The organism is Pseudosulfitobacter sp. DSM 107133 (assembly GCF_022788695.1).
GTDB lineage: Bacteria > Pseudomonadota > Alphaproteobacteria > Rhodobacterales > Rhodobacteraceae > Pseudosulfitobacter.
In genome coordinates this window covers 2,555,618-2,579,137 of record NZ_CP085154.1, presented here as the reverse complement: position 1 = coordinate 2,579,137, position 23,520 = coordinate 2,555,618, and the positions used below count along the sequence as shown (strand labels likewise).

Here is a 23,520-nt window from a genome sequence, read left to right as displayed (position 1 = left end):
TTTTGCTTGAAGTAAATTCGAATCGCGCCTAGCCTTCTCCTTGCTTGGATCAGGGAGGATGTTATGCGCGCTGTATGTTTGGGTGGGGGCCCGGCCGGGCTGTATTTCGCCATTTCGCTAAAGCTGCGCGATCCGTCGGCGCAGATCACGGTGATCGAGCGGAACAAACCCGATGACACGTTCGGCTGGGGGGTTGTTCTGTCGGATGAAACGCTTGGCAATCTGGCCGCGAACGATCCTGTCAGCGCCGAGACCATCCGCCAGCATTTCGCCTATTGGGACGACATCGCGCTGCACCACAAGGGCCAGCGGATCGTCAGCACCGGCCACGGGTTCTGCGGCATCGGACGCAAGACGCTGCTGAGCCTTTTGCAGGCGCGCGCCCGTGAATTGGGGGTCGACCTGCAATTCGAAACCGAAGTCGGCAGCGCCAGCGACTATATGGACGACTACGATCTGGTGGTCGCCTGCGACGGGCTGAATTCCAAGACTCGGCTGGAGTTTCAGGACACCTTCAAGCCCGACATCGACGTGCGCCGTTGCCCCTTTGTCTGGCTGGGCACGCATCAGAAATTCGACGACGCCTTTACCTTTATCTTCGAGCAGACCGAACATGGCTGGGTCTGGGCGCATGCCTATCAATTCGACCCCGACACGGCGACCTTTATCGTCGAGTGTTCGCAGGCGACCTATGACGCTTTCGGCTTTGAACACATGAGCAAAGAGGAAAGCATTGCCACTTGCGAGCGCATATTTGCGGCGCATCTGGATGGCCATGCGCTGATATCCAATGCCAATCACGTGCGCGGCTCGGCCTGGATCAAGTTCCCGCGGGTATTGTGCGAAACCTGGCATCACGAGAATGTCGTGCTGCTGGGCGATGCCTCTGCCACGGCCCATTTCTCGATCGGGTCGGGGACCAAGCTGGCGCTGGAATCGGCGGCCAAGCTGGCCGAGGCGGTGGTGAACGAGCCGGACCTTGGCAAGGCATTCGTGGACTACGAGGCCGCCCGCCGTCTGGAAGTGCTGCGCCTGCAATCGGCAGCCCGCAACTCGCTGGAATGGTTCGAGGATGTGGAGCGCTATCTGGACATGGATCCGGTGCAGCTGAACTACTCGATGCTGACGCGGTCGCAGCGGATCAGCCACGAGAACCTGCGGGAACGCGACCCGAAATGGCTGGCGGATGCCGAAGACTGGTTCATGGCGCAGGCCGGTGCCGCCCCAAGCAATGCGCCCCGCGCGCCAATGTTCGCGCCCTTGAAGTTGCGCGACCTGACGCTGGCCAACCGGATCGTTGTGTCGCCGATGGCGCAGTACAAGGCCGTGGACGGATGCCCGACCGACTGGCACCTGATCCATTATGGCGAACGGGCCAAGGGCGGCGCGGGGCTGGTCTATACCGAGATGACTTGCGTGTCGGCGGACGGCCGGATCACACCGGGCTGTCCGGGGCTATATGCGCCTGAACACGAGGCGGCATGGAAGCGGTTGGTGGATTTCGTGCACAGCGAAACCGACGCAGCGATCTGTTGCCAGATCGGCCATTCGGGCCGCAAGGGATCGACGCAGGTGGGCTGGGAAACGATGGACGCGCCGCTGCCTGCGGGCAACTGGCCGCTGATTTCGGCCAGCGCGCTGCCGTGGTCAGATGGCAACGACACCCCCCGCGCCATGACGCGCGATGACATGGACAGGGTGACGGCTGAGTTTGTTGTGGCGGCGGAAATGGCCGACCGCGCAGGGTTTGACATGATCGAACTGCACGCGGCGCACGGCTATCTGATCTCGTCCTTTATTTCGCCGTTGTCGAACGTGCGCGATGATGACTACGGCGGATCGCTGGAAAACCGTCTGCGCTATCCGTTGGAAGTGTTCGCGGCCATGCGTGCCGTGTGGCCCGCGGCCAAGCCGATGGCAGTACGGATTTCGTCGACCGACTGGCATGACATGGGTGTGACACCCGAAGAGGCCGTCGACATCGCCCGTGCCTTTACCGCCGCAGGTGCCGACATCATCGACGTCAGTGCGGGCCAGACCAGCACCGAAGCCCGACCCGTCTATGGCCGCATGTTCCAGACACCCATGTCTGACCGCATCCGCAACGATGCAGGCATCAAAACCATGGCCGTGGGCAATATTTTCGAGGCCGATCACGTCAATTCGATCCTGATGGCAGGGCGCGCCGATCTGGTCTGTCTTGCGCGGCCGCATCTGGCGGACCCCTATTGGACCCTGCGCGAAGCCGCGCGGATTGGCGACAGACAGGCCATCTGGCCGCAACCCTATGGCCCGGGACGGGATCAGCTTTGGCGGCTGGCCGACCGCGCTGCAGAGACAGAGGAACGGGTATGAGACAGGTTTTGATCACGGGCGGCGGTTCGGGCATCGGGCGCGGGATTGCACAGGCAATGGCCGACGCGGGCGATGCGGTGACCATCGCGGGCCGTCGCATGGATGCTTTGCAGGAAACCGACGGCGGGCGCGGAATGACCTGCCTGACCTGTGATGTGACCGACGAAGCCTCGGTCAACGCCTTGTTCTCGAAACCTTATGACGTGGTCGTTGCCAATGCCGGGGCGGGCAAGTCGATGAAGCTGCGCGACATGCCGCTGGATGTGTTCAAGGGCACAGTGGATGTAAACCTGACCGGCACCTTTCTGACCTTTCGCGCGGCCTTGCAAAGCATGGCACGGGGCGGGCGGCTGATTGCCATCGCCTCGACCGCCGGATTGCAGGGCGGGCCGAATATTTCGGCCTATGTGGCGGCGAAACACGGGGTGATCGGGCTGGTGCGTGCGCTGGCAACCGAGGTCGCGCGGGAGGGGATCACCTGTAACGCCGTGTGTCCGGGGTTTGTCGACACCCCGATGGGCACCGCAGCGGTCCAAGGCGTCGCGGCGCGGTTCAAGATCAGCGAAGAAGAAGCCGCCGCGCGGATCACCTCGGGCAACCCGATGCGCCGCATGATTACCGTGGACGAGGTTGTGGCGGCGGTAACCTTTCTGGCCTCGGAAGGGGCGTCGATGGTCAACGGCCACGCTTTGTCGGTGTCGGGCGGCGAGATATGACATCGGCCAAAGACCGTTTGCGCCTGTGGTTGCGCCTGCTGAAAGTCACCCGTGGCATTGAGGCACGCCTGCGCGAGGCGCTGCGGCGCGAATTTGAAACCACGCTGCCACGCTTTGACATGATGGCGGCCCTGTCGCGCCATCCCGACGGGCTGAAGATGACGGCCCTGTCGGGGGTGCTGCGGGTGTCGAATGGCAATGTGACGGGCATCGCTGACCGGCTGGCCGCCGAAGGGTTGGCCGAACGGGTGCCGGTGCCGGGGGACCGCCGTGCAATGATGGTGCGCCTGACCGATGCTGGGCTGGCCGAGTTTGCCCGTCAGGCTGCGGCCCACGAGGGGTGGATTGACGAGATGCTGGGTGATTTCACCGCTGACGAGGCCCGCACGCTGGCCACCCGCCTGCTGCGGCTGGCCGAGACACAAGACCAAGAGGAGATGACCAATGCGCTCTGACGTAACCCATTTTGAATGCGAGATCGCCGGGGGCATCGCCACGGTGCGGCTGAGCCGCCCTGACCGCAAGAACCCGCTGACCTTTGACAGCTATGCCGAGCTGCGCGACTGGTTTCGCGATCTGCACTATGCCGATGATGTGCATGCGGTGGTTTTTGCCTCGAACGGCGGCAACTTCAGCTCTGGCGGAGATGTGCATGATATTATTGGCCCTTTGACCAATATGAACATGAAGGAACTGCTGCGCTTTACCCGTATGACCGGTGATCTGGTCAAGGCGATTCTGGGCTGCGGCAAGCCGGTGATAGCGGCCATCGACGGCATCTGTGTGGGCGCGGGGGCAATCATTGCCATGGCATCGGACCTGCGGATTGGCACGCCCGAGGCCAAGACCGCATTTCTGTTCACCCGCGTGGGATTGGCGGGTTGTGACATGGGAGCCTGCGCGATGCTGCCGCGTATTATCGGTCAGGGTCGCGCAGCGGAACTTCTGTACACTGGCCGGTCGATGAGCGCCGAGGAAGGTGAAAAATGGGGATTTTTCAACCGCCTCGTTGCGGCTGATGCGCTGGAAACATCGGCGCGCGAACTGGCGCTGCAAATCGCCGCGGGCCCGAACTTTGCCCATATGATGACCAAAACCATGCTGGCGCAGGAATGGTCGATGTCGCTGGATCAGGCGATTGAGGCCGAAGCCCAGGCGCAGGCGATTTGCATGCAGACCGCGGATTTCGAGCGCGCCTACCGCGCCTTTGTCGCCAAGGACCGCCCCGTTTTCGAGGGAGATTGAGGATGGGAGCCTCCGGCGGGGATTTTTTGTACCAGAGAAGAAGGGCCTGTGGATATGTCTGACCGATCGTTTCTGAACTGGCCGTTTTTTGAGCCCCATCACAAGGCATTGGCCGATGAGCTTGATGCGTGGTGCGCGGCGCATCTGCCTGTGGATCATTCTGATGTGGATGGGGCGTGTCGCGCATTGGTGGCGGATCTGGGCGATGCGGGATGGTTGCAGCACACCGGCGGCGATCTGGATGTGCGGACCCTGTGTTTGATCCGCGAAACATTGGCGCGACATGATGGGTTGGCGGATTTTGCTTTTGCGATGCAAGGGTTGGGCACCGGGGCGATTTCGCTGTTCGGAACCGAGGCACAAAAGGACGACTGGCTGCCACTGACGCGGACGGGCCAGGCGATTTCGGCTTTTGCGTTGACCGAACCGCAATCAGGTTCGGATGTGGCAAGTTCTACCATGTCTGCGGTGCGGGATGGGGATGAATTTGTTCTGAATGGACAAAAGACATGGATCAGCAATGGCGGCATTGCAGATGTTTACACTGTCTTTGCCCGGTCCGAAGACGTGCCGGGTGCGCGGGGGCTGTCGGCCTTTGTGGTGCCTGCGGATACACCGGGCCTGGAGATTAGCGAGCGCTTGCAGGTGATCGCGCCGCATCCGCTGGCAACGCTGACGTTCAATGACTGCCGCGTGCCGGCCTCGGCCTTGCTGGGCGAAAGGGGTAAGGGGTTTGGCATTGCCATGTCGGTGCTGGATGTCTTTCGTTCGACCGTGGCGGCGGCGGCACTGGGGTTTGCGCGCCGTGCGCTGGACGAGTCACTGGCGCGGGTCACGACACGGCAGGTGCAGGGGGCGGCGCTGGCGGAATTGCAGCTGGTTCAAGGGCATATCGCGGAAATGGCGCTGGATGTCGATGCTGCTGCCCTGCTGATCTACCGCGCGGCCTGGACCAAGGACAGCGGCGCGCCAAGGGTTACGCGCGAGGCGGCGATGGCCAAGCTGTTTGCCACGGATCAGGCGCAAAAGGTGATTGATGCGGCGGTACAGCTGCATGGTGGCGACGGGGTGCGCAGCGGGCAGATGGTTGAAAGCCTGTACCGCGAGATCCGCGCCCTGCGCATCTACGAGGGGGCTTCGGATGTTCAGAAAGTTGTGATTGCACGTCAGACTTTGGCAAATTTTGCAGGAGAGAAATGATGTTGAGCCCGTCCGCACATGTAGACATGTTTTCGCGCCAGAACCTGCCGCCGCAGGATCAGTGGCCCGACTTTGATCTGAGCGGTTTTGACTATCCCGACGCTTTGAATGTCGGGGTGGCGCTGACGGATGATATGGTGGCCAAAGGCTTTGGCGATCACACTGCATTGATCGGAAACGGGCGGCGGCGGACCTATAAGGAATTGACGGACTGGACCAACCGCCTGGCGCATGTTCTGGTTGAGGATCTGAACGTAAAGCCCGGTAATCGTGTGCTTATCCGGTCGGCCAACAACCCTGCGATGGTGGCCTGCTGGCTGGCAGCGACCAAGGCGGGTGCGGTGGTGGTGAACACCATGCCGATGCTGCGCGCGGGGGAATTGCGCGCGATTGTGGACAAGGCGGAGATCAGCCACGCGCTGTGCGATACGCGTCTGCTGGACGAACTGAAAGCCTGCGCCGAGGACTCTGCGTTTTTGACCAGCGTGACCGGCTTTGACGGTACATCGAACCACGAGGCCGAGCTGGACCGGCTGGCGCTGGAGAAGCCGGTGCAGTTTGACGCGGTGCAGACCGGGCGGGACGATGTGGCGTTGTTGGGGTTCACCAGCGGGACCACGGGAAACCCCAAGGCGACGATGCATTTTCACCGTGATCTGCTGATGATCGCGGATGGCTATGCGCGCGAGGTTCTGGGTGTGGTGCCCGAAGATGTCTTTGTGGGATCGCCGCCTTTGGCGTTCACATTCGGATTGGGGGGGCTGGCGATTTTTCCGCTGCGTTTTGGCGCTGCGGCGACCTTGCTGGAGACTGCCTCGCCGCCGAATATGATTGAGATCATTCAAAAATACCGCGCGACAGTCTGCTTTACCGCGCCAACGGCCTATCGCGCCATGTTGCGTGCGATGGATGAAGGTGCAGACCTGAGCAGCCTGCGCGCGGCGGTATCTGCGGGCGAGACGCTGCCCGCGCCGGTCTATGACGAATGGATGGCCAAGACCGGCAAGCCAATGCTGGACGGGATCGGTGCGACCGAGATGCTGCATATCTTCATCTCGAACCGTTTTGACGATCACCGCCCCGCATGCACCGGTAAGCCGGTGACGGGTTACCGCGCCAAAGTGGTTGATGCGAACGGGGCCGAAGTGCCGCGCGGCACGGTGGGCCGGCTGGCGGTGCAGGGGCCGACCGGCTGTCGCTATCTGGCCGACGCGCGGCAGGCTGATTATGTGCAAAACGGCTGGAACATCACCGGTGACAGTTTCACCATGGACGAAGACGGGTATCTGCATTTTGCCGCGCGCAACGATGATATGATTGTCAGCGCGGGCTATAATATTGCCGGCCCCGAGGTTGAGGCGGCGTTGCTGTCGCACCCGGATGTGGTGGAATGCGGGGTGGTGGCCAAGCCCGATGAAGGGCGCGGGCAGATCGTTCAGGCGCATGTGGTAGTCGCCGAGGGCGTGGCCAAGGATGATATTCTCATCAAAGCCTTGCAGGACCATGTGAAAGCAACCATCGCCCCCTATAAATACCCCCGTGACATCCGCTTTGTGGATGCGCTGCCCAAAACGGCGACAGGGAAAATCCAACGTTTTGCTTTGAGAGAGACCGAATGACAGACCACCACGGCGCAAAGCTCGATTTCAGCAAGGATATGTCCTATGGCGACTATCTGGGGCTGGACGCGATCCTGACGGCGCAACACCCGCGATCTGACGCCCATGACGAGATGCTGTTTATCGTGCAGCACCAGACATCCGAGCTGTGGATGCGGCTGGCGATTCATGAATTGCAGACCGCGCGCGCGCGCATTGCGGCGGGGGATTTGCAGCCTGCTTTCAAGATGTTGACCCGGGTGGCACGGATTTTTGAACAATTGAACGGGGCCTGGGATGTGCTGCGCACCATGACGCCCAGCGAATATACGGCGTTCCGCCCGTCCCTGGGCAATTCGTCGGGGTTTCAGTCGCATCAGTATCGCATGATCGAATATTTGCTGGGCAACCGTCAGGTGGCACTGAAAAAGGTCCATGAACACCGCAGCGCGGCGCATGAAGCGCTGGAGGCCGAGCTGGCCCAGCCTAGCCTGTATCAGGTGGCGCTGGCCGTTGTGGCGGCGCGTTTGGATGTGAGCGCGCCGAACCCCGCGCCGTCACAGGCGGCATGGTCGGCGGATGTTGCCGTGCAGGATATGTGGAAAACGGTTTACCAGGACCCTGCAACCCATTGGGAATTATACGAACTGGCCGAAAAGCTGGTAGATCTTGAGGATTATTTCCGCCGCTGGCGGTTCAATCATGTGACCACGGTGGAACGCATCATCGGATTCAAACGCGGCACGGGTGGGACCTCGGGGGTGGCGTATTTGCGCAAGATGCTTGAGGTCGAGCTGTTTCCCGAACTTTGGCATGTCAGAGGAGAGCTGTAATGGTGCTGCGCAAAGAGATGTTCGCTCTGCCTGAGGGCGTGCTGTATCTGGATGGCAATTCGCTGGGTCCGTTGCCAAAGGCGGCAGCGACGCGGGTGTCTGGCATGATTGCGGATGAATGGGGACAGATGCTGATCCGTGGCTGGAATGACGCGGGATGGATGGCGCAGCCTGCACGGATTGGCGACAAGATCGCCCGTCTGATCGGTGCGCCCGCCGGGTCGGTTGTGATGGGCGATACGCTGTCTATCAAAGTGTATCAGGCGGTCGCCTCGGCGTTGAAAATGCGGCCCGGTCGCAAGGTTGTCCTCAGCGACACGGGTAATTTTCCCACTGATCTGTACATGGTGCAGGGGTTGATTAACACGCTGGATCAGGGGTTTGAGCTGAAGACAGTCGCCCCCGAGGATGTGGCCGACGCCATTGACGATCAGGTGGCGGCGGTGATGCTGACCGAGGTGGATTACCGCACGGGCCGCAAGCATGACATGAAAGCGATTACTGAAATTGCCCATGCCAACGGTGCGGTGATGATCTGGGATCTGGCGCATTCCGCCGGTGCGGTGCCGGTCGATCTGGCGGCCAGCAATTGCGAAATGGCCGTGGGCTGTACCTATAAATATCTCAACGGTGGCCCCGGCGCGCCTGCGTTTATCTATGTGCGCCCCGATCTTGTCGATCAGGTGCAGCCGGCACTTGCGGGCTGGATGGGTCATGATGCGCCCTTTGCCTTTGATCCCGATTACCGCCCCGCTGGCGGGATTGAACGGATGCGCGTAGGCACGCCGCCGATCATCCAGTTTGCCGCGTTAGAGGCGGCGATGGAGGTTTGGGAAGGTGTCGAGATGGCAGATGTGCGCGCTGCCTCGGTCGCGCTGCAAGAGCTGTTCATCCGCGAGGTCGAGGCCCGCGTGCCCGAACTGACGTTGTCCAGCCCGCGCGATGCGGCGCAGCGCGGCAGCCAGGTCTCGTTTTGTTTCGAACATGGCTATGCGGCAATGCAGGCGCTGATCGCGCGCGGCGTGATTGGCGATTTTCGCGCGCCTGACACCATGCGGTTCGGGTTTACCCCGCTGTATCTGGATGAGGCCGACGTAATGGCCGCGATAGTGCACATTGAAACGGTGATGCGTGACAAACTGTGGGATGACCCGCAATATCAGACTCGTAGCAGGGTGACCTGAGGAGGGGGCATTCTGCGATAGAGGACATAAGAGGGGCGCAATGCCCCCACCACCAAGGGAGAAGACCAAATGAAGATGAAATCACTGGTAACAGCGGCCTGTATGGCTCTGGCGGGCACGGCGGCTTTGGCCGACGACCACGGCAAGGTCAAGGTTGGGATGATCACCACGCTTTCGGGGGGTGGTGCAGGTCTGGGCATTGATGTGCGCGACGGCTTTATGCTGGCGGCCAAGGGCAATGACATGCTTGAGCTGATTGTCGAGGACGACCAGCGCAAGCCCGACATCGCTGTGCAACTGGCCGACAAGCTGGTGCAATCGGAAAAGGTTGACGTGCTGACCGGCATCATCTGGTCGAACCTTGCGATGGCGGTGGTGCCAAGTGTCACGGCGCAGGGCAAATTCTATCTGTCGCCCAACGCGGGCCCTTCGGCGCTGGCGGGCAAGGGATGCAGCCCGCTGTATTTCAACGTCGCATGGCAGAACGACGCCTTTAACGAGGCGGCGGGTGGCTGGGCCAATGAGAATGACATCAAGAAGGTCTTCCTGATGGCGCCGAACTATCCGGCGGGCAAGGACATGATCGCCGGTTTTAAACGCTTTTACAAAGGCGACATTACCGACGAGGTCTATACCAAGTTGGGCCAGACCGATTACGCCGCTGAAATCGCGCAGATGCGCGCCAGCGATGCTGACACCATCTATTTCTTCCTGCCCGGTGGCATGGGCATTTCGTTCATGAAGCAATACGCGGGTGCGGGTGTCGAGAAAAACGTGATGGGGCCTGCGTTCAGCTTTGATCAGGGGATTCTGGGCGCGATCGGCGAGGCCGCTTTGGGCGTCAAGAACACGTCGCATTGGTCCAAGGATCTGGATGCGCCGGGCAATGCGGAATTCGTGCAGGCGTTTCAGGATGAATATGGTCGTCTGCCGTCGCTTTACGCGGCCCAGGGGTATGACACCGCGCTGCTGCTGATCTCGGCAATGGGCAAGGCAGATGTGAAAGACGCGGCGGCTTTCCAGGCGGCACTGGAAGCGGCTGATTTCCAGTCGGTGCGCGGCAAGTTCTCGTTCGCGCCCAACCACCATCCGGTGCAGGACATCTATATGCGTGAAGTGGTCAAGGAAGGTGATGTTGTCACCAACCGGATCGTCGGCGTTGCCGCGACCGATCACACCGATGCCTACGGCGCTGACTGCAAGATGTAAAGCCAACGGCTCTGGCGGGTGCGCTGCCAGAGCCGGTTTCTGAAACCTATGATTATTCAAGGGCTTGCCGTCGCATTGCGGGGCAGGGGTGGCAGATGACACCATTGTTGTTGATCGAACAGGTGCTGAACGGGCTGCAATCGGGGATCATGTTGTTCCTGATGGCGGCCGGTCTGACGCTGATTTTCGGGGTCATGGGGCTGATCAATCTGGCCCATGGTTCGCTGTATATGGTCGGGGCCTTTGCGGCGGCGGCGGTTGCGGGCTGGACCGGATCGTTTGTGCTGGCCCTTGGCGCGGCGCTGGCGGCGGCGGCTGTGGCGGGGTGCATCATTGAAATGGTGGTGATCCGCAGGCTGTATGACCGCGACCATCTGGATCAGGTGCTGGCCACCTTTGCGCTGATCCTGATCTTTTCCGAAGGCACGCGGTGGCTGTTCGGATCGTTCCCGCTGTATCTGGACGTGCCTGCGGCGCTGTCCGGCCCGGTGACATTGCCCGGCGGAATCCTGTACCCGTCTTATCGGTTGCTGATTATCGTGATCGGGCTGCTGATTGCCCTTGGTCTGTTCCAGCTGATCGCGCGCACGCGCATCGGCATCCAGATCCGTGCGGGCGAAAGCGACCGCGAGATGATCGGTGCGCTGGGTGTCGACATCAGCCGTCTGTATACCATCGTCTTTGCCCTTGGCGCGGCGCTGGCCGGTCTGGCGGGTGCGCTGGTGGGGGCGATCCAGTCGGTGCAGGTGGGCATGGGGGAACCTGTGCTGATCCTTGCCTTTGTGGTGATCGTGATTGGCGGCATCGGCTCGATCAAGGGGGCGCTGGTCGGCGCGCTGTTGGTGGGGCTGACCGATACGCTGGGCGGTGTGCTGTTGCCGCTGCTGTTTGGCCTGTTCATGGACCCGTCCAGTGCGACAACCATCGGCTCGTCGCTGGCGTCGATGTCGATCTATATCCTGATGGCGCTTGTATTGTTGTTCAAGCCTACCGGCCTGTACGGAGGGGCATGAGATGCGGCGGGAAACCTTATTGAACGCGGGGCTGTATCTGGCGATGCCGGTGGCCGCCGCTCTGGCCTTTGCGCTGGATGAACCGTTTCTGATTACGCTGATCACCCGCGCCGCGATCTTTGCACTGGCGGCGGTGGGGCTGAACCTTGCCCTTGGCCTGGGCGGGCTGGTCAGTCTGGGCCACGCGGCGTTTTTCGGGATTGGTGGCTATGCGATGGGCATACTGGCCCATCACGCACAGACCTATACGCCCGTGATCGACAGCTGGATCGTGATCGAGGGCACCAAATCGATGCCCGTGATCTGGCTGGTGGCGATTGTGACCAGCGCGCTGGCAGCCCTTGCCATCGGGGCGCTGTCACTGCGCACCTCGGGCGTTTATTTCATCATGATCACGCTCGCCTTCGGGCAGATGTTCTATTACTTCGCGATCTCGTGGCCTGCCTACGGCGGCGAGGACGGGTTGAGCATCTATGTGCGAAACGGGTTTCCGGGGCTGAACACGCTGGACCCGATGCAGTTCTTTGCGCTGGTCTTTGTGATCCTGTCGGCGGTGCTGTGGTGGATGGGCCGTCTGGCCCGCGCGCCCTTTGGTCTGGCGCTGAGCGCGGCACGCCAGAACGCCGAGCGGGTCGAGACCGTGGGCCTTGGACCGTTCCGGCTGCGGCTGGTGGCCTTTGTGATCTCGGGCGCGGTGACGGGGCTGGCAGGGGCGTTGTTTGCCGATCTCAACCGTTTTGTCAGCCCGACCATGTTCAGCTGGCAGATGTCGGGCGAATTCATCGTGTTTATCGTGCTGGGCGGTGTTGGTCGTCTGTTCGGGCCGGTGGCGGGGGCGATGATGTTTGTGCTGCTGGAATACCTGCTGTCGCCAATGTCCGAATTCTGGCTGATCTATGTGGGTGCGATCCTGCTGTTGGTGGTGTTGTTTGCGCGCGGCGGGCTGATCGGCTCGCTGGCGGGACGGGAGGTGGCCCATGACTGAACCGCTGCTGCATGTGGACGGCTTGCATAAATCCTTTGGCGCGTTGCAGGCCACGGACAACGTGACGCTGACGCTGATGCCCGGTGAGATTCACGCGCTGATCGGGCCGAACGGGGCCGGAAAGTCGACGCTGATAAAACAGATTGCGGGTGGCTTGCCCCCCGACGCGGGCCGCATCCGGTTCGAAGGGCGCGATGTGACCGCGCTGAGCACGCAGGCGCGCGCGCGGGCCGGGCTGGGGCGCACGTTTCAGGTTTCGTCGCTGGCGATGGAGGCGACAGTGCTGCAAAACGCGGTGCTGGGTGCGCTGGGGCGGGCCGGTTCGGTCTGGCGGTTCCTGCGTCCGGTGATGCGCGACGCCGAGCTGGTGGCACAGGCGCAGGCGGCGCTGGACCGGGTGGGGCTGGCCGATCATGCCGCCACCCGCACAGCGGAACTGAGCCACGGCCAGCGCCGGTTGCTTGAGGTGGCCGTGGCGCTGACGCTGAAACCCCATGCCTTCGTGATGGACGAACCGATGGCGGGCCTTGGCGCGTCGGGGTCGAAACGCATGACGGGCTTTCTGGACGGGTTGCGCCGCGAGGCTCCGATCCTGCTGGTAGAACATGACATGGACGCGGTCTTTGCGCTGGCCGACCGGATCAGCGTGCTGGTCTATGGCAAGATCATCGCCACCGGCACAGCGGACGAAATTCGCGCCGATCCGCTGGTGCGCACCGCCTATCTGGGCGAGGAGGATGTGGCATGAGCTTGCTGGAACTGGAACAGATACAAGCGTCTTATGGACCGTCGCAGGCGCTGTTCGGCGTTGATCTGGACGTGGCCGAAGGCGAAGTTGTGGCCCTGATGGGGCGCAACGGCATGGGGAAATCCTCGACCATCAAGGTGATCAGCCGTTTGCTGAAACACTCATCCGGCAACGTCAGGCTGGACGGACGTGACATTGGCGCATTGCCCGCACACAAGGCGGCGCGCGCCGGTCTGGGGCTGGTGCCCGAGGGGCGGCGCTGTTTTGCCAACCTGACAGTGCGCGAAAACCTGATCGCGGCGGCGCGGCCCGGGCATTGGGACATGGCGCGGGTGACGGCGCTGTTTCCGCGGCTGGAGGAGCGGCAGGATCAGCTTTCGGTGTCGCTGTCGGGGGGCGAGCAGCAGATGCTGGCGATTGGCCGTGCGCTGATGACCAACCCGCGTCTGCTGATGCTGGACGAGGCCACCGAGGGCTTGGCGCCCGTGGTGCGGCAGGAAATCTGGGCCGCCGTGCGCACACTGAAATCCGAGACAGGGCTTGCCCTGCTGGTGGTTGATAAATCGCTGGCCGAACTGCGACAGGTCGCGGATCGCGCTGTGATACTGGAACGCGGCACATCGGTGTGGCGCGGTGACATGGCGGCAATTGACCGCGAGGTCGCAGATACATTCTTGGGCGTCTGACGTTCACTTTACAGGAGGTGGCTTATGGCCCATCGCATCATTCAACCCGACGGCTGGAAACCTGCCAAAGGATATGCCAACGGCGTTCTGACCAGATCCGGCACGCTTTATGTGGGTGGGCAGATCGGCTGGACCGCCGATCAGGTGTTCGAAGTGCATGATTTCATTGGACAGATGCGTCAGGCACTGACCAACATCCGCACCGTGGTCGAGGCGGCGGGCGGCACCTGCGCAGACATCGTGCGGCTTACGTGGTATGTCACCGACAAGGCCGACTATCTGGCGCATCAGGCAGAAGTCGGCGCGGCTTACCGCGACGTGCTGGGGCGCAATTTTCCGGCGATGACCATGGTGGTGATCGACGCGCTGGTCGAGGACGAGGCGCTGCTGGAAATCGAGGCGACCGCCGAGATCGGATAGCGCTGGTCCCGCAAACCGATCAGGTTGGGGCAGTTGCGTTGCGGGGCCATGAAGGTGCGCTCACCGCAAGGGGCGTGTTCGCCTTTTGCCAAAGCCGATGGCAGATATGTGCCGATTTCGGGTTGATGCGTAATTGCCTTACATCTAGCAGGGCCGCGTTGATGACACCGGAGTGAAAACCATGATCCGACTGGTTGGGCTGGCCCTGATGTGCAGTGCTTCGGCTGCGGTTGCCGAGGTGCCGCGCGTGGCGGTGGATATTGCACCCGTCCATGCACTGGTCGCGCAGGTGATGGAGGGGGTGGGCACACCGGAGCTTATTGTGCCACCCGGAGCGTCGCCGCACAGCTATGCCTTGCGCCCCGCGCAGGAGCGCAGCTTGTCGCAAGCGGATGCGGTTGTGTGGGTCGGCCCCGGCCTGACGCCATGGCTGGGCGGGCCGTTGGACGCGCTGGCCGGCGCGGCGTCGCAACTGGTGTTGATGGATGTCCCGCAGGTGCTGAAGCTGAAACTGCGCGAAGGGGACGGATTTTCGGGCCGCCCGCAGGAAGAGGTCGGGCACGAAGGCGCGGGGTATGCGGATCATGCCGAACACTTCGATCATAGCCTGGATCCGCACGCATGGCTTGCCCCGGAAAACGCGGCATTATGGATGCTGGAAATCTCGGTTGTGCTGGGGGCGCTGGACCCTGACAACGCGCTGACCTACGAGGCAAATGCCCGCAAGGGGGCGGCGGGTCTGGCGGGGCTGAACGGTGAGATCAACGCTGTTCTGGCGCCTGTGCGCGGGCGGCCCTATATGGTTTATCATGATGAATATCAATACTTTGAGCGTAGCTTTGCCATGCCCGCAGAGGGTGCGTTAAGCGGCGAAGACGCGCTGCCCGTTGACACCGCGCGGGCGGCTGAAATGCGCGATATGGTGCGCGGCGCTGGCGTGTCTTGCGTGATGGCCGGGCCGCAGTTCGACGCGGGTTTGTCAGAGGTTGTGGGGCCGACGCATGTTGGCGTGGCCGACCCGCTGGGGGCTGAGCTGAAGCCGGGGCCGGCGCTGTACGGGGACGTGCTGCGCGGGCTGGCTACCTCTTTGGCGGCGTGTTTGCAGGATTGATCCGTTGGCTGGGGGCTCTGCCCCCGGCGCTGTGCGCCTCCCCCGGAGTTTTTCTGGCAAAATGAAGGGGCGATGGAAAAGACCCCGCCCGAAGCGGGCGAGGTCTGAGACGTGCTGAAAAGAGATTGGTTGGAATGGGGTCAGGTGGCGATTTTGCCGCCGCCTTTTTTGGTGACCACCAGCACCGTGGGGCGCGGCGGCATGGCGGGATCAAAGTCGGGCCAGCGGGTGGCGGGATCTTCGAAGGTCGAGTTGCGCTCGAAGCCAGCGAGGTCCTTGGTGCCGTCGGTGCCGGGGTGCTGGACGGCCAGGAACAGGGTGTCCATTTCTTCGGTGAAGTAGGGACCGCACAGCTCACCGCCCACTGGGCAGCGGAAGAACAGCTTTGAGGTGCCGCGCGCCTCGCCTTCGGTTTCCAGCGCATAGAGCCCGTCGGATTTGCCGGTTTTGCCCCAGCCAGACCCCTGGTCGGTGGAAATCCACAGGCGCCCGTCGGCGTCGATGGCGGCGTTGTCGGGCGAGCCGAACCAGCCGTTTTCCGAGGTGTCGGGGTTCCACTGTGCGCCCACTTCGGTCACTGCCGGATCGCCGCATTTGACGAGGATCGACCATGTGCCGGTGGTGGCCGAATGCAGGCCGCCGTCTTCCTTGATCTCGATGATGTGGCCAAAGCTGCTGTCGGCGCGCGGGTTGGCGGCGTCGACCTGGTCGGGTTTGCGCTTGGTGTTGTTGGTCAGCATGATGTAGGCAGTGCCATCGCCACGCGGTTGCGCGTCTTCGGGGCGGTCCATCGGCGTGGCACCCAGCGCATCGGCGGCCAGACGGGTGTCGATCATCACGTCGGCCTGGCTGTCAAAGCCGTTATCGGCGGTCAGCGGGCCGGTGCCATGCACCAGCGGCAGCCAAGTCACGGTGCCGTCTTCGTCAAAGCGCGCGACGTAAAGCGTGCCGTCGGACATCAGCGACGATCCGAATGTCTCGTCACCGGTCACCGTGCCGTTCGAGACATATTTGTACTGATAATCAAAGCGGTTGTCGTCACCGCAATAGATCACCAGCTTGCCGTCCTCGGACACACATGTTTCGGCACCCTCGTGGCGGAAACGGCCCAGGGCGGTGTGCTTGATCGGCATCGCGTCGGGGTTGCGCGGGTCAACCTCGACGATCCAGCCCCAGCGGTTCGGCTCTTGCGGCTCAAGGTCGATGTTCCAGTGATCGTGGAACTTGCCCCATGCGTACCAGCGGCCCGGCACGCCGTAGCGCTTCAGTTTTGCGGCCTCGGGGTGGGCGGAAATGTCGGGGTTGCCCTCGGCGTCCAGCTTGTCGGTCCAGAAATAGCCGTGAAAGTTTTCCTCGGCCATCAGGTAGGTGCCCCAGGGGGTCATGCCACCGGCGCAGTTGTTGACGGTGCCCATCACGGTCATGCCCGCGGGGTCGGCATTGGTCTGCATACGCGCATGACCTGCGGCGGGGCCGTCGAGGGTCATCTTGGTGTTCAGCGGTGTGATGCGGCGGTTGTATTTGCTGTCGCGCACCAGTTCCCATTTGCCGGCATCGTTGCGGGCAATCTCGACCACGGTGCCGCCGTGGGCCGCCATTTCGATGTCGATCAGCTCGGGCGTCATGCCTGCAAAATCGACGCTGTCCTGACGGCCAAGGCCGGGAAACATGACTTCTTCGTTGGTGTATTCGTGGTTGACGCACAGCAGGCCGCGGTCGGGGTTGCCGTCCAGCGGGGTAAAGCCGACATAGTCGTTGTTGTAGCCGAATTGCTGCAACTGGGCGGCGGCGGTCTGGTTCATCACGTCGAATTCAGGTGCGTCGGCCGTGATCGGGTCACCCCAGCGCAGCAGAACGTCGGCGTCATAGCCTTCGGCGATGTGGTGCGTGGCGTCGTTGCCCCATGCCAGTTCGTCAAAGACATAGCGCGACGCGGCACTGTCGGTGGCGGCTGCGGGCGTGGGGGCCATCATGGCTGCGGTGCCGAACAGGGCGGTGGTGGCCGACACACCCAAAGTGCCGCGCAGGATGTCACGGCGCGAATAGCGGGCGGCGATGACATCACCGATGGTGCGGCTGAGGTTGGGGTTTGTGGGGATGTCGTCAAAGGCTTCGTAGGCTTCGGCCTTGTTGCCGATGTCCGGGGCATTGATGATGGAGCGGCGATTCATTTGGGTGTGTCCTCACAAGGGTCATGATTTGTGCACCGGATGCCCCATAAGTGTAACGGGCGCATGACGGTTGCGCAGAATCTGCAAAATCAGCGCACAGCATGGGTGCGGGCGATGCGCAGCCCTGCGGGCAGCGGCAGGAGGGGCCGTTTTCGGGCCGGATGTGGGGGCAGTTGATACAGGTTTCGACAGGTCGCGGGGTTGCAGGTCGGAAATGGCGATACTAAGACTCAGGTAACACCTTTGCAGGTATGGTCCCGCAAAGGCTGACGAGGCAGGAACCCATGCACGATCCCATTGATACATATATGAACACTCTGGTCCCCATGGTGGTGGAGCAGACAAGCCGCGGCGAACGCGCCTATGACATTTTCTCGCGCCTGTTGAAGGAACGGATCATTTTCCTGTCCGGTCCGGTGCATGATGGCATGTCATCGCTGATCGTGGCGCAGTTACTGCACCTTGAGGCGGAGAACCCCAGCAAGGAAATCAGCATGTATATCAACAGCCCCGGCGGCGTTGTGACATCTGGTTTGTCGATCTACGACACCATGCAGTACATCAAACCCAAGGTCAGCACGCTGGTCATCGGTCAGGCGGCCTCGATGGGGTCGCTGTTGCTGACGGCCGGTGCGGAAGGCATGCGGTTTTCGCTGCCCAACAGCCGTGTCATGGTACACCAGCCTTCTGGCGGCTATCAGGGGCAGGCCACCGATATCATGATTCACGCGCAGGAAACGCAAAAGCTGAAAACGCGCCTGAACGAGATTTATGTGCGTCACACCGGCCAGACCCTGGAAAAAGTCGAAGCGGCGCTGGAGCGTGACAATTTCATGTCGCCCGATGAAGCCAAGGATTGGGGCCTGATCGACGAAATCGTCGAAAACCGCACCAAGGCCGAAGAGGCCAAAGACGACGCCAAGTAAGTGGCGTCGTGCCCGTAGAAGTGCATTGTGCAACGCCGTTAGGCATTCGGGCATTTTGACATTGTGGACGGTCTGGGGCTGGCCTAAACTGGCCCCTAACATTCGCGAAACAGGCTGCTGCGCCATCGGGCGTGGCAGTGATAAACGGCAATACCTGAAAGGGTGGACATGGCAAACAACTCAGGCGGCGACAGCAAAAACACGCTTTATTGCAGCTTTTGCGGCAAAAGCCAGCACGAGGTTCGCAAGCTTATTGCAGGACCGACCGTGTTCATCTGTGATGAATGCGTTGAATTGTGCATGGACATCATCCGCGAAGAGACCAAGGCCAGCGGGCTGAAGTCGACCGACGGTTTGCCGACGCCAAAGGATATTTGCGGCGTTCTTGACGATTATGTGATCGGTCAGGCGATGGCCAAGCGGGTGCTTTCGGTGGCTGTGCACAACCACTACAAGCGGTTGAATCACGCTCAGAAGGGCGGCGATATCGAGCTGGCGAAATCCAACATTCTGCTGATCGGCCCGACCGGTTGCGGCAAGACCCTGCTGGCGCAAACGCTGGCGCGGATTCTGGATGTGCCGTTCACCATGGCCGATGCGACCACATTGACCGAAGCCGGTTATGTGGGCGAGGATGTTGAAAACATCATCCTCAAACTGCTGCAATCGTCTGAGTACAACGTTGAACGCGCGCAACGTGGCATTGTCTATATCGACGAGGTCGACAAGATCACGCGCAAGTCGGAAAACCCCTCGATCACCCGCGACGTCTCGGGCGAGGGCGTGCAGCAGGCGTTGCTGAAACTGATGGAGGGCACCGTTGCCTCGGTGCCGCCGCAGGGCGGGCGCAAGCATCCACAGCAGGAATTCCTGCAAGTTGATACAACGAACATCCTGTTCATCTGTGGCGGGGCCTTTGCCGGTCTTGACCGGATCATCGCCGCACGCGGCAAAGGGTCGGCCATGGGCTTTGGCGCCGATGTACGCGATAATGACGAACGCGGCGTGGGCGAGATCTTTACCGATCTTGAGCCGGAAGATCTGCTGAAATTCGGTCTGATCCCTGAGTTCGTTGGCCGACTGCCGGTACTGGCGACGCTGGAAGATCTGGACGAAGATGCGCTGGTTACCATTCTGACCCAGCCCAAGAACGCGCTGGTCAAACAGTACCAGCGTCTGTTCGAGCTGGAAGATACGACACTGACCTTTACCGATGATGCGCTGACCGCGATTGCAAAACGGGCAATCCTGCGCAAAACCGGTGCGCGGGGGCTGCGCTCGATCCTGGAAGATATTCTGCTGGACACCATGTTCGAACTGCCCGGTCTGGACAGTGTGACCGAAGTGGTCGTCAATGAAGAGGCTGTCAATTCCGACGCCGCGCCGCTGATGATCCATGCCGATGCGGAAAAAGAACCTGCAACAGCGGGCTAAGGCGGATGCCTTGGAAATGTGACAAAGGCGGTGCGCAGGCGCCGCCTTTTTTATGGCAACAGTGGAAAATAACATGAAGATCAAACGGATACATTCAGGTGGCGCGTTCGAGGCCAAGATTGCCTATTGCCGCGCTGTGGTCGCGGGCGGCTTTGTCCATGTGGCGGGCACCGTGGGGCAGGGCGACACTGTCGAGGCGCAATGCGCCGATGCGCTTGAGATCATCGGCAAGGCCCTGACCGAGGCAGGCAGCGGGTTCGACAAGGCGGTGCGGGTGACCTATATGCTGCCCAATGCCGCCGATTTCGAGGCGTGCTGGCCGGTGCTGCAAAAGACATTTGGCGACAACCCGCCCGCAGCGACGATGATCGAATGCGGGCTGATCGACCCCAAATACCTGATCGAGATCGAAGTGACGGCGCTGGCGGGCGCGTAACCGCCCGAAAAGACCGCTGCGCGCACCTGTTCACTGGACGTTGCGCGCGGTATGCGGCATAGACAATACAAAGCTTTCGGAGGCCAAAATGGGTATTCTCAAATCAATGTTGCGCGCCGTGACGTGGTGGAACGGGCAAACCCTGAACACACAGCTGTTCACATGGCGCAAAGGCACCAAAGTGGGTGAAGATGCCGAGGGCAATATTTTCTACCGCAATGAAGATGACAGCAAACGCTGGGTGATCTTCAACGGCGAGGCAGAAGCATCGCGCATTGATCCCAATTGGCACGGCTGGCTTCATCGCACATGGGACGAAACGCCCACGGACAAGCCGCTGGTGCACAAGGCGTGGGAAAAACCGCACCAGGAAAACCTGACCGGCACCGCGATGGCCTACGCGCCTGCGGGATCGATCCGGCGGGTTCAGCCTGCGGATCGCAGCGACTACGAGGCGTGGAGCCCCGAATAAATGTCTGAAAACACTACAGAAGTTCTGGTGGGCAGCGTCGTTCTGGCTGCTGCCGTTGCCTTTGGCGTCTATGCGGCACAAACTGCGGGGCTAAGCTCGGGCGGCGACAGCTATCCCTTGCAAGCCAGCTTTCGCAGCCTTGAAGGCGTAAGCGTAGGCACCGATGTGCGGCTGGCCGGCGTCAAGGTGGGGACCGTGTCCGCAGTGGCGCTGAACCCCGAGACATTTCGCGCCGACACCACGGTGGCTGTGGCCAAATCAATCGAAATTCCAGACGACAGCGCCATCGTGATCAGCTCCGAAGGCTTGCTGGGCGGCAATTTTGTCGAAATCGTTCCCGGCGGGTCGCCCTTTGCCTTTGAGCCGGGCGATGTGATTTCCGACACCCAAGGGGCCGTTTCCCTGATTTCGCTGTTGTTGAAATTTGTGGGTGGCGGTGGTGGCGATTCAGCCGGCGACGGGGCCAGCCAGTGAAACATCTGCTGGCGGGTTTGTGGCTGATGGCGCTTGCGTTGCCTGCGGCGGCCCAAGAGACATCGAATGCCAGCGGCGCGGTCCTGCGCGGGCTGGACACGTTCAATGGTCACGTTACCGACATGCAGGTCGCGGCGGGCGAAAGCGTGCAGTTTGGCCGTCTGAACATCGTTCTGCGTGAATGTCGCTATCCGGCGGGCAACCCGTCGGGCGACGCTTTTGCATCGCTTGAGATCAGCCAGCAAGGCCGCGCAGGGGTGCTGTTTTCGGGCTGGATGGTCGCGTCGTCCCCGGCGCTGAATGCGATGGAGCACCCGCGTTATGACGTCTGGGTGCTGCGCTGCACCACGTCCTGAAGCATCGGCGGGGGCAGGGCGGTAAAGCTGGCCTGACCTTGTAGTGCCTTTTCCAGCATCTTGTGATAGCCCGCGCGTGACACTTCCACGCCGCCCAGTGATTTCAGATGGTCGGTCAGAAACTGTGTGTCAAACAGGGTAAAACCGCAGCGCCGCAGATGATCGACACAGGCCGCCAGCGCCATTTTTGATGCGTTGGTGCGCCGTGAAAACATGCTTTCCCCGAAAAACGCGGTTCCCAGCGTCACGCCATAGACACCGCCCACCAGTGAAACGCCCTCGTAGAGCTCGAAGGAATGGGCGTAACCCTGTTGATGCAGGGCGTTGTAGAGGCTGCGGATCTCGGCGTTGATCCAGGTCTCGGTGCGGTCGGCGCAGGCGTCGACGGTGCCAAGAAAATCGGTGTTGATCGCCACCTGCCAGTCGCTGCGGCGCATGGCGCGGGCGAGGCTGCGGGACATGTGGAACCCGTCCAGCGGCATCACCCCGCGCAGACGCGGATCGACCCAGAACACCTCTGGGTCGTTGCGGTTTTCGGCCATCGGGAAAATCCCGATACTGTACCCGTGCAAAAGAATCTCGGGAGTGAGATCCATTATGCAGGCTGCAAATGCGTCTCCAGCCAGTGTTCCAGCCAGTGAATGTTGTAGTTGCCCGAATGGATGTCAGGCTCTTGCAGCAGCGCATCGAACAGCGGGATAGTGGTGTCCACACCGTCCACGATCAACTCTCCCAAGGCGCGGCCCAGACGTGCCAGTGCCTCGGGGCGATCTCGGCCATGGACGATCAGCTTGCCGATCAGGCTGTCGTAATAGGGCGGGATCGAATAGCCGTCATACAGCGCCGAATCCATCCGCACCCCCAGACCGCCGGGCGCGTGGTACTGCGTGATCCGGCCGGGGCAGGGGGAAAAGTTGGGCAGGCGTTCGGCGTTGATGCGCACTTCGATGGCGTGACCGTTGATTTTCAGGTCCTCTTGGGTAAACGACATGGGCAGGCCCGCGGCCACGCGGATTTGTTCGCGCACCAGGTCGACGCCAAAAATCCCTTCGGTCACAGGATGTTCCACCTGAAGACGGGTGTTCATCTCGATGAAATAGAACTCGCCGTTTTCATAGAGAAACTCGATCGTGCCCGCACCGATATAGTTGATGTTGGCACTGGCGTCGGCGCAGATCTTGCCGATGCGGTCGCGTTCTTCCTGGGTGATGGAGGGGCCGGGGGCCTCTTCGAACACTTTCTGGTGGCGCCGTTGCAGCGAACAGTCGCGTTCGCCCAGGTGCACCGCGTTGCCCTTGCCGTCGCCGAACACCTGAATTTCGATGTGGCGGGGCGTGGTCAGATATTTCTCGATATAGACTTCGTCGTTGCCAAAGTTCGATTTGCCTTCGGCGCGCGCGGTCATGAAGGCGCGTTCCATCTCGGCGGCGGAACCGGCGACTTTCATACCCTTGCCACCACCGCCGGCTGTTGCCTTGATGATGACCGGATAGCCCATTTCGGCACCGATGCGTTTGGCGTCTTCCAATGTGTCCACGCCGCCATCGGAACCGGGGACGCAGGGCACACCCAGTTTTTTCATCGTGTCCTTGGCGGTGATCTTGTCGCCCATGACGCGGATGTGATCGGCGGTGGGGCCGATGAACGTCAGGTCGTGGTCCTGGATGATCTGCACGAATGCAGCGTTTTCGGACAGGAAGCCATAGCCGGGGTGAATCGCCTCGGCTCCGGTGATTTCACAGGCGGCGATGATCGACGGAATCGACAAATAGGACTGTGTCGACGACGGCGGGCCGATGCACACGCTTTCGTCGGCCATGCGCACATGCATCGCGTCGCTGTCGGCGGTCGAATGGACCGCAACGCTGCCGATGCCCATTTCACGGCACGCACGGATGACGCGCAGTGCGATCTCTCCGCGGTTGGCAATCAGGATTTTGTTGAACAT

General features: G+C 61.5%; 24 protein-coding genes. 21 read left to right on the top strand and 3 right to left on the bottom strand.

Going from position 1 to position 23,520, the window contains the following annotated elements:
- Nucleotides 1–63: 63 nt before the first annotated feature.
- The 15 genes from DSM107133_RS12650 (at nt 64) to DSM107133_RS12580 (ending at nt 15,303) form a co-directional block, all read left to right on the top strand.
- Complete coding sequence (locus DSM107133_RS12650; RefSeq protein ID WP_114292210.1) at nt 64–2,355, top strand: bifunctional salicylyl-CoA 5-hydroxylase/oxidoreductase; 2,292 nt, start codon at nt 64–66, stop codon at nt 2,353–2,355.
- Nucleotides 2,352–3,071 carry an SDR family NAD(P)-dependent oxidoreductase gene (locus tag DSM107133_RS12645; RefSeq protein WP_114292211.1) on the top strand — a complete coding sequence of 240 codons (720 nt, stop codon included), beginning with the start codon at nt 2,352–2,354 and terminating at the stop codon, nt 3,069–3,071. The genes DSM107133_RS12650 and DSM107133_RS12645 overlap by 4 nt, the downstream gene beginning before the upstream one ends.
- Nucleotides 3,068–3,526, top strand: a complete 459-nt coding sequence (locus DSM107133_RS12640; RefSeq protein ID WP_114292212.1) for a MarR family transcriptional regulator — start codon at nt 3,068–3,070, stop codon at nt 3,524–3,526. Before DSM107133_RS12645 ends, DSM107133_RS12640 begins: the two co-directional genes overlap by 4 nt.
- Complete coding sequence (locus tag DSM107133_RS12635; RefSeq protein WP_114292213.1) at nt 3,516–4,316, top strand: enoyl-CoA hydratase family protein; 801 nt, start codon at nt 3,516–3,518, stop codon at nt 4,314–4,316. Before DSM107133_RS12640 ends, DSM107133_RS12635 begins: the two co-directional genes overlap by 11 nt.
- Before the next feature lie 54 nt (nt 4,317–4,370).
- Nucleotides 4,371–5,516 (top strand): acyl-CoA dehydrogenase family protein, encoded by a 1,146-nt coding sequence (locus tag DSM107133_RS12630; protein WP_114292214.1) that lies wholly within the window; start codon nt 4,371–4,373, stop codon nt 5,514–5,516.
- Entirely contained in the window at nt 5,516–7,135 is a 1,620-nt protein-coding gene (locus tag DSM107133_RS12625; protein ID WP_114292215.1) for an AMP-binding protein, read from the top strand. The genes DSM107133_RS12630 and DSM107133_RS12625 overlap by 1 nt, the downstream gene beginning before the upstream one ends.
- Nucleotides 7,132–7,947, top strand: a complete 816-nt coding sequence (locus DSM107133_RS12620) for a tryptophan 2,3-dioxygenase family protein (RefSeq protein WP_114292216.1) — start codon at nt 7,132–7,134, stop codon at nt 7,945–7,947. The genes DSM107133_RS12625 and DSM107133_RS12620 overlap by 4 nt, the downstream gene beginning before the upstream one ends.
- Nucleotides 7,947–9,131: a kynureninase gene (gene kynU / locus DSM107133_RS12615; RefSeq protein ID WP_114292217.1), complete on the top strand. Its 1,185-nt coding sequence runs from the start codon at nt 7,947–7,949 to the stop codon at nt 9,129–9,131. The genes DSM107133_RS12620 and kynU overlap by 1 nt, the downstream gene beginning before the upstream one ends.
- Nucleotides 9,132–9,200: 69 nt before the next feature.
- Entirely contained in the window at nt 9,201–10,340 is a 1,140-nt protein-coding gene (locus tag DSM107133_RS12610; protein ID WP_114292218.1) for an ABC transporter substrate-binding protein, read from the top strand.
- Between the two features lie 95 nt (nt 10,341–10,435).
- On the top strand, nt 10,436–11,353 hold the full coding sequence (locus DSM107133_RS12605; protein ID WP_114292219.1) for a branched-chain amino acid ABC transporter permease: 918 nt from the start codon (nt 10,436–10,438) through the stop codon (nt 11,351–11,353).
- A gap of 1 nt (nt 11,354) precedes the next feature.
- A complete protein-coding gene (locus tag DSM107133_RS12600) occupies nt 11,355–12,338 on the top strand; it encodes a branched-chain amino acid ABC transporter permease (RefSeq protein WP_114292220.1) in 984 nt (327 codons plus the stop codon).
- Entirely contained in the window at nt 12,331–13,086 is a 756-nt protein-coding gene (locus tag DSM107133_RS12595; RefSeq protein ID WP_114292221.1) for an ABC transporter ATP-binding protein, read from the top strand. Before DSM107133_RS12600 ends, DSM107133_RS12595 begins: the two co-directional genes overlap by 8 nt.
- A complete protein-coding gene (locus DSM107133_RS12590; RefSeq protein WP_114292222.1) occupies nt 13,083–13,772 on the top strand; it encodes an ABC transporter ATP-binding protein in 690 nt (229 codons plus the stop codon). The genes DSM107133_RS12595 and DSM107133_RS12590 overlap by 4 nt, the downstream gene beginning before the upstream one ends.
- A 24-nt stretch (nt 13,773–13,796) precedes the next feature.
- Complete coding sequence (locus tag DSM107133_RS12585) at nt 13,797–14,192, top strand: RidA family protein (protein ID WP_114292223.1); 396 nt, start codon at nt 13,797–13,799, stop codon at nt 14,190–14,192.
- A 181-nt stretch (nt 14,193–14,373) separates the two neighbouring features.
- Nucleotides 14,374–15,303 (top strand): zinc ABC transporter substrate-binding protein, encoded by a 930-nt coding sequence (locus DSM107133_RS12580; protein WP_114292224.1) that lies wholly within the window; start codon nt 14,374–14,376, stop codon nt 15,301–15,303.
- Between the two features lie 140 nt (nt 15,304–15,443).
- Here DSM107133_RS12580 and DSM107133_RS12575 read toward each other — a convergent pair whose 3' ends face one another.
- Complete coding sequence (locus DSM107133_RS12575; protein WP_114292225.1) at nt 15,444–17,474, bottom strand: PhoX family phosphatase; 2,031 nt, start codon at nt 17,472–17,474, stop codon at nt 15,444–15,446.
- A 284-nt stretch (nt 17,475–17,758) separates the two neighbouring features.
- On the opposite strand from DSM107133_RS12575, the gene DSM107133_RS12570 reads away from it, so the two are divergent.
- The 6 genes from DSM107133_RS12570 (at nt 17,759) to DSM107133_RS12545 (ending at nt 21,572) form a co-directional block, all read left to right on the top strand.
- Complete coding sequence (locus DSM107133_RS12570) at nt 17,759–18,400, top strand: ATP-dependent Clp protease proteolytic subunit (protein ID WP_114292226.1); 642 nt, start codon at nt 17,759–17,761, stop codon at nt 18,398–18,400.
- A gap of 168 nt (nt 18,401–18,568) precedes the next feature.
- Nucleotides 18,569–19,834, top strand: coding sequence for an ATP-dependent Clp protease ATP-binding subunit ClpX (gene clpX, locus DSM107133_RS12565; protein ID WP_114292227.1), 1,266 nt, complete (start codon nt 18,569–18,571; stop codon nt 19,832–19,834).
- A gap of 73 nt (nt 19,835–19,907) precedes the next feature.
- Nucleotides 19,908–20,270, top strand: coding sequence for a RidA family protein (locus tag DSM107133_RS12560; RefSeq protein WP_114292264.1), 363 nt, complete (start codon nt 19,908–19,910; stop codon nt 20,268–20,270).
- 88 nt (nt 20,271–20,358) lie between these two features.
- Complete coding sequence (locus DSM107133_RS12555) at nt 20,359–20,742, top strand: NADH:ubiquinone oxidoreductase subunit NDUFA12 (protein ID WP_114292265.1); 384 nt, start codon at nt 20,359–20,361, stop codon at nt 20,740–20,742.
- Complete coding sequence (gene mlaD / locus DSM107133_RS12550; protein ID WP_114292228.1) at nt 20,743–21,216, top strand: outer membrane lipid asymmetry maintenance protein MlaD; 474 nt, start codon at nt 20,743–20,745, stop codon at nt 21,214–21,216. It begins immediately after the preceding gene.
- Nucleotides 21,213–21,572, top strand: coding sequence for a DUF2155 domain-containing protein (locus DSM107133_RS12545; RefSeq protein WP_240310409.1), 360 nt, complete (start codon nt 21,213–21,215; stop codon nt 21,570–21,572). Before mlaD ends, DSM107133_RS12545 begins: the two co-directional genes overlap by 4 nt.
- Here the strand turns inward: DSM107133_RS12545 and aat are convergent.
- Together aat and accC are read right to left on the bottom strand one after the other, a co-directional pair.
- Nucleotides 21,536–22,168 carry a leucyl/phenylalanyl-tRNA--protein transferase gene (gene aat / locus DSM107133_RS12540; protein WP_114292229.1) on the bottom strand — a complete coding sequence of 211 codons (633 nt, stop codon included), beginning with the start codon at nt 22,166–22,168 and terminating at the stop codon, nt 21,536–21,538. The genes DSM107133_RS12545 and aat overlap by 37 nt on opposite strands.
- The gene (accC, locus tag DSM107133_RS12535) at nt 22,168–23,520 is read right to left on the bottom strand and encodes an acetyl-CoA carboxylase biotin carboxylase subunit (protein ID WP_114292230.1); all 1,353 of its coding nucleotides are present in this window, start codon (nt 23,518–23,520) and stop codon (nt 22,168–22,170) included. Before accC ends, aat begins: the two co-directional genes overlap by 1 nt.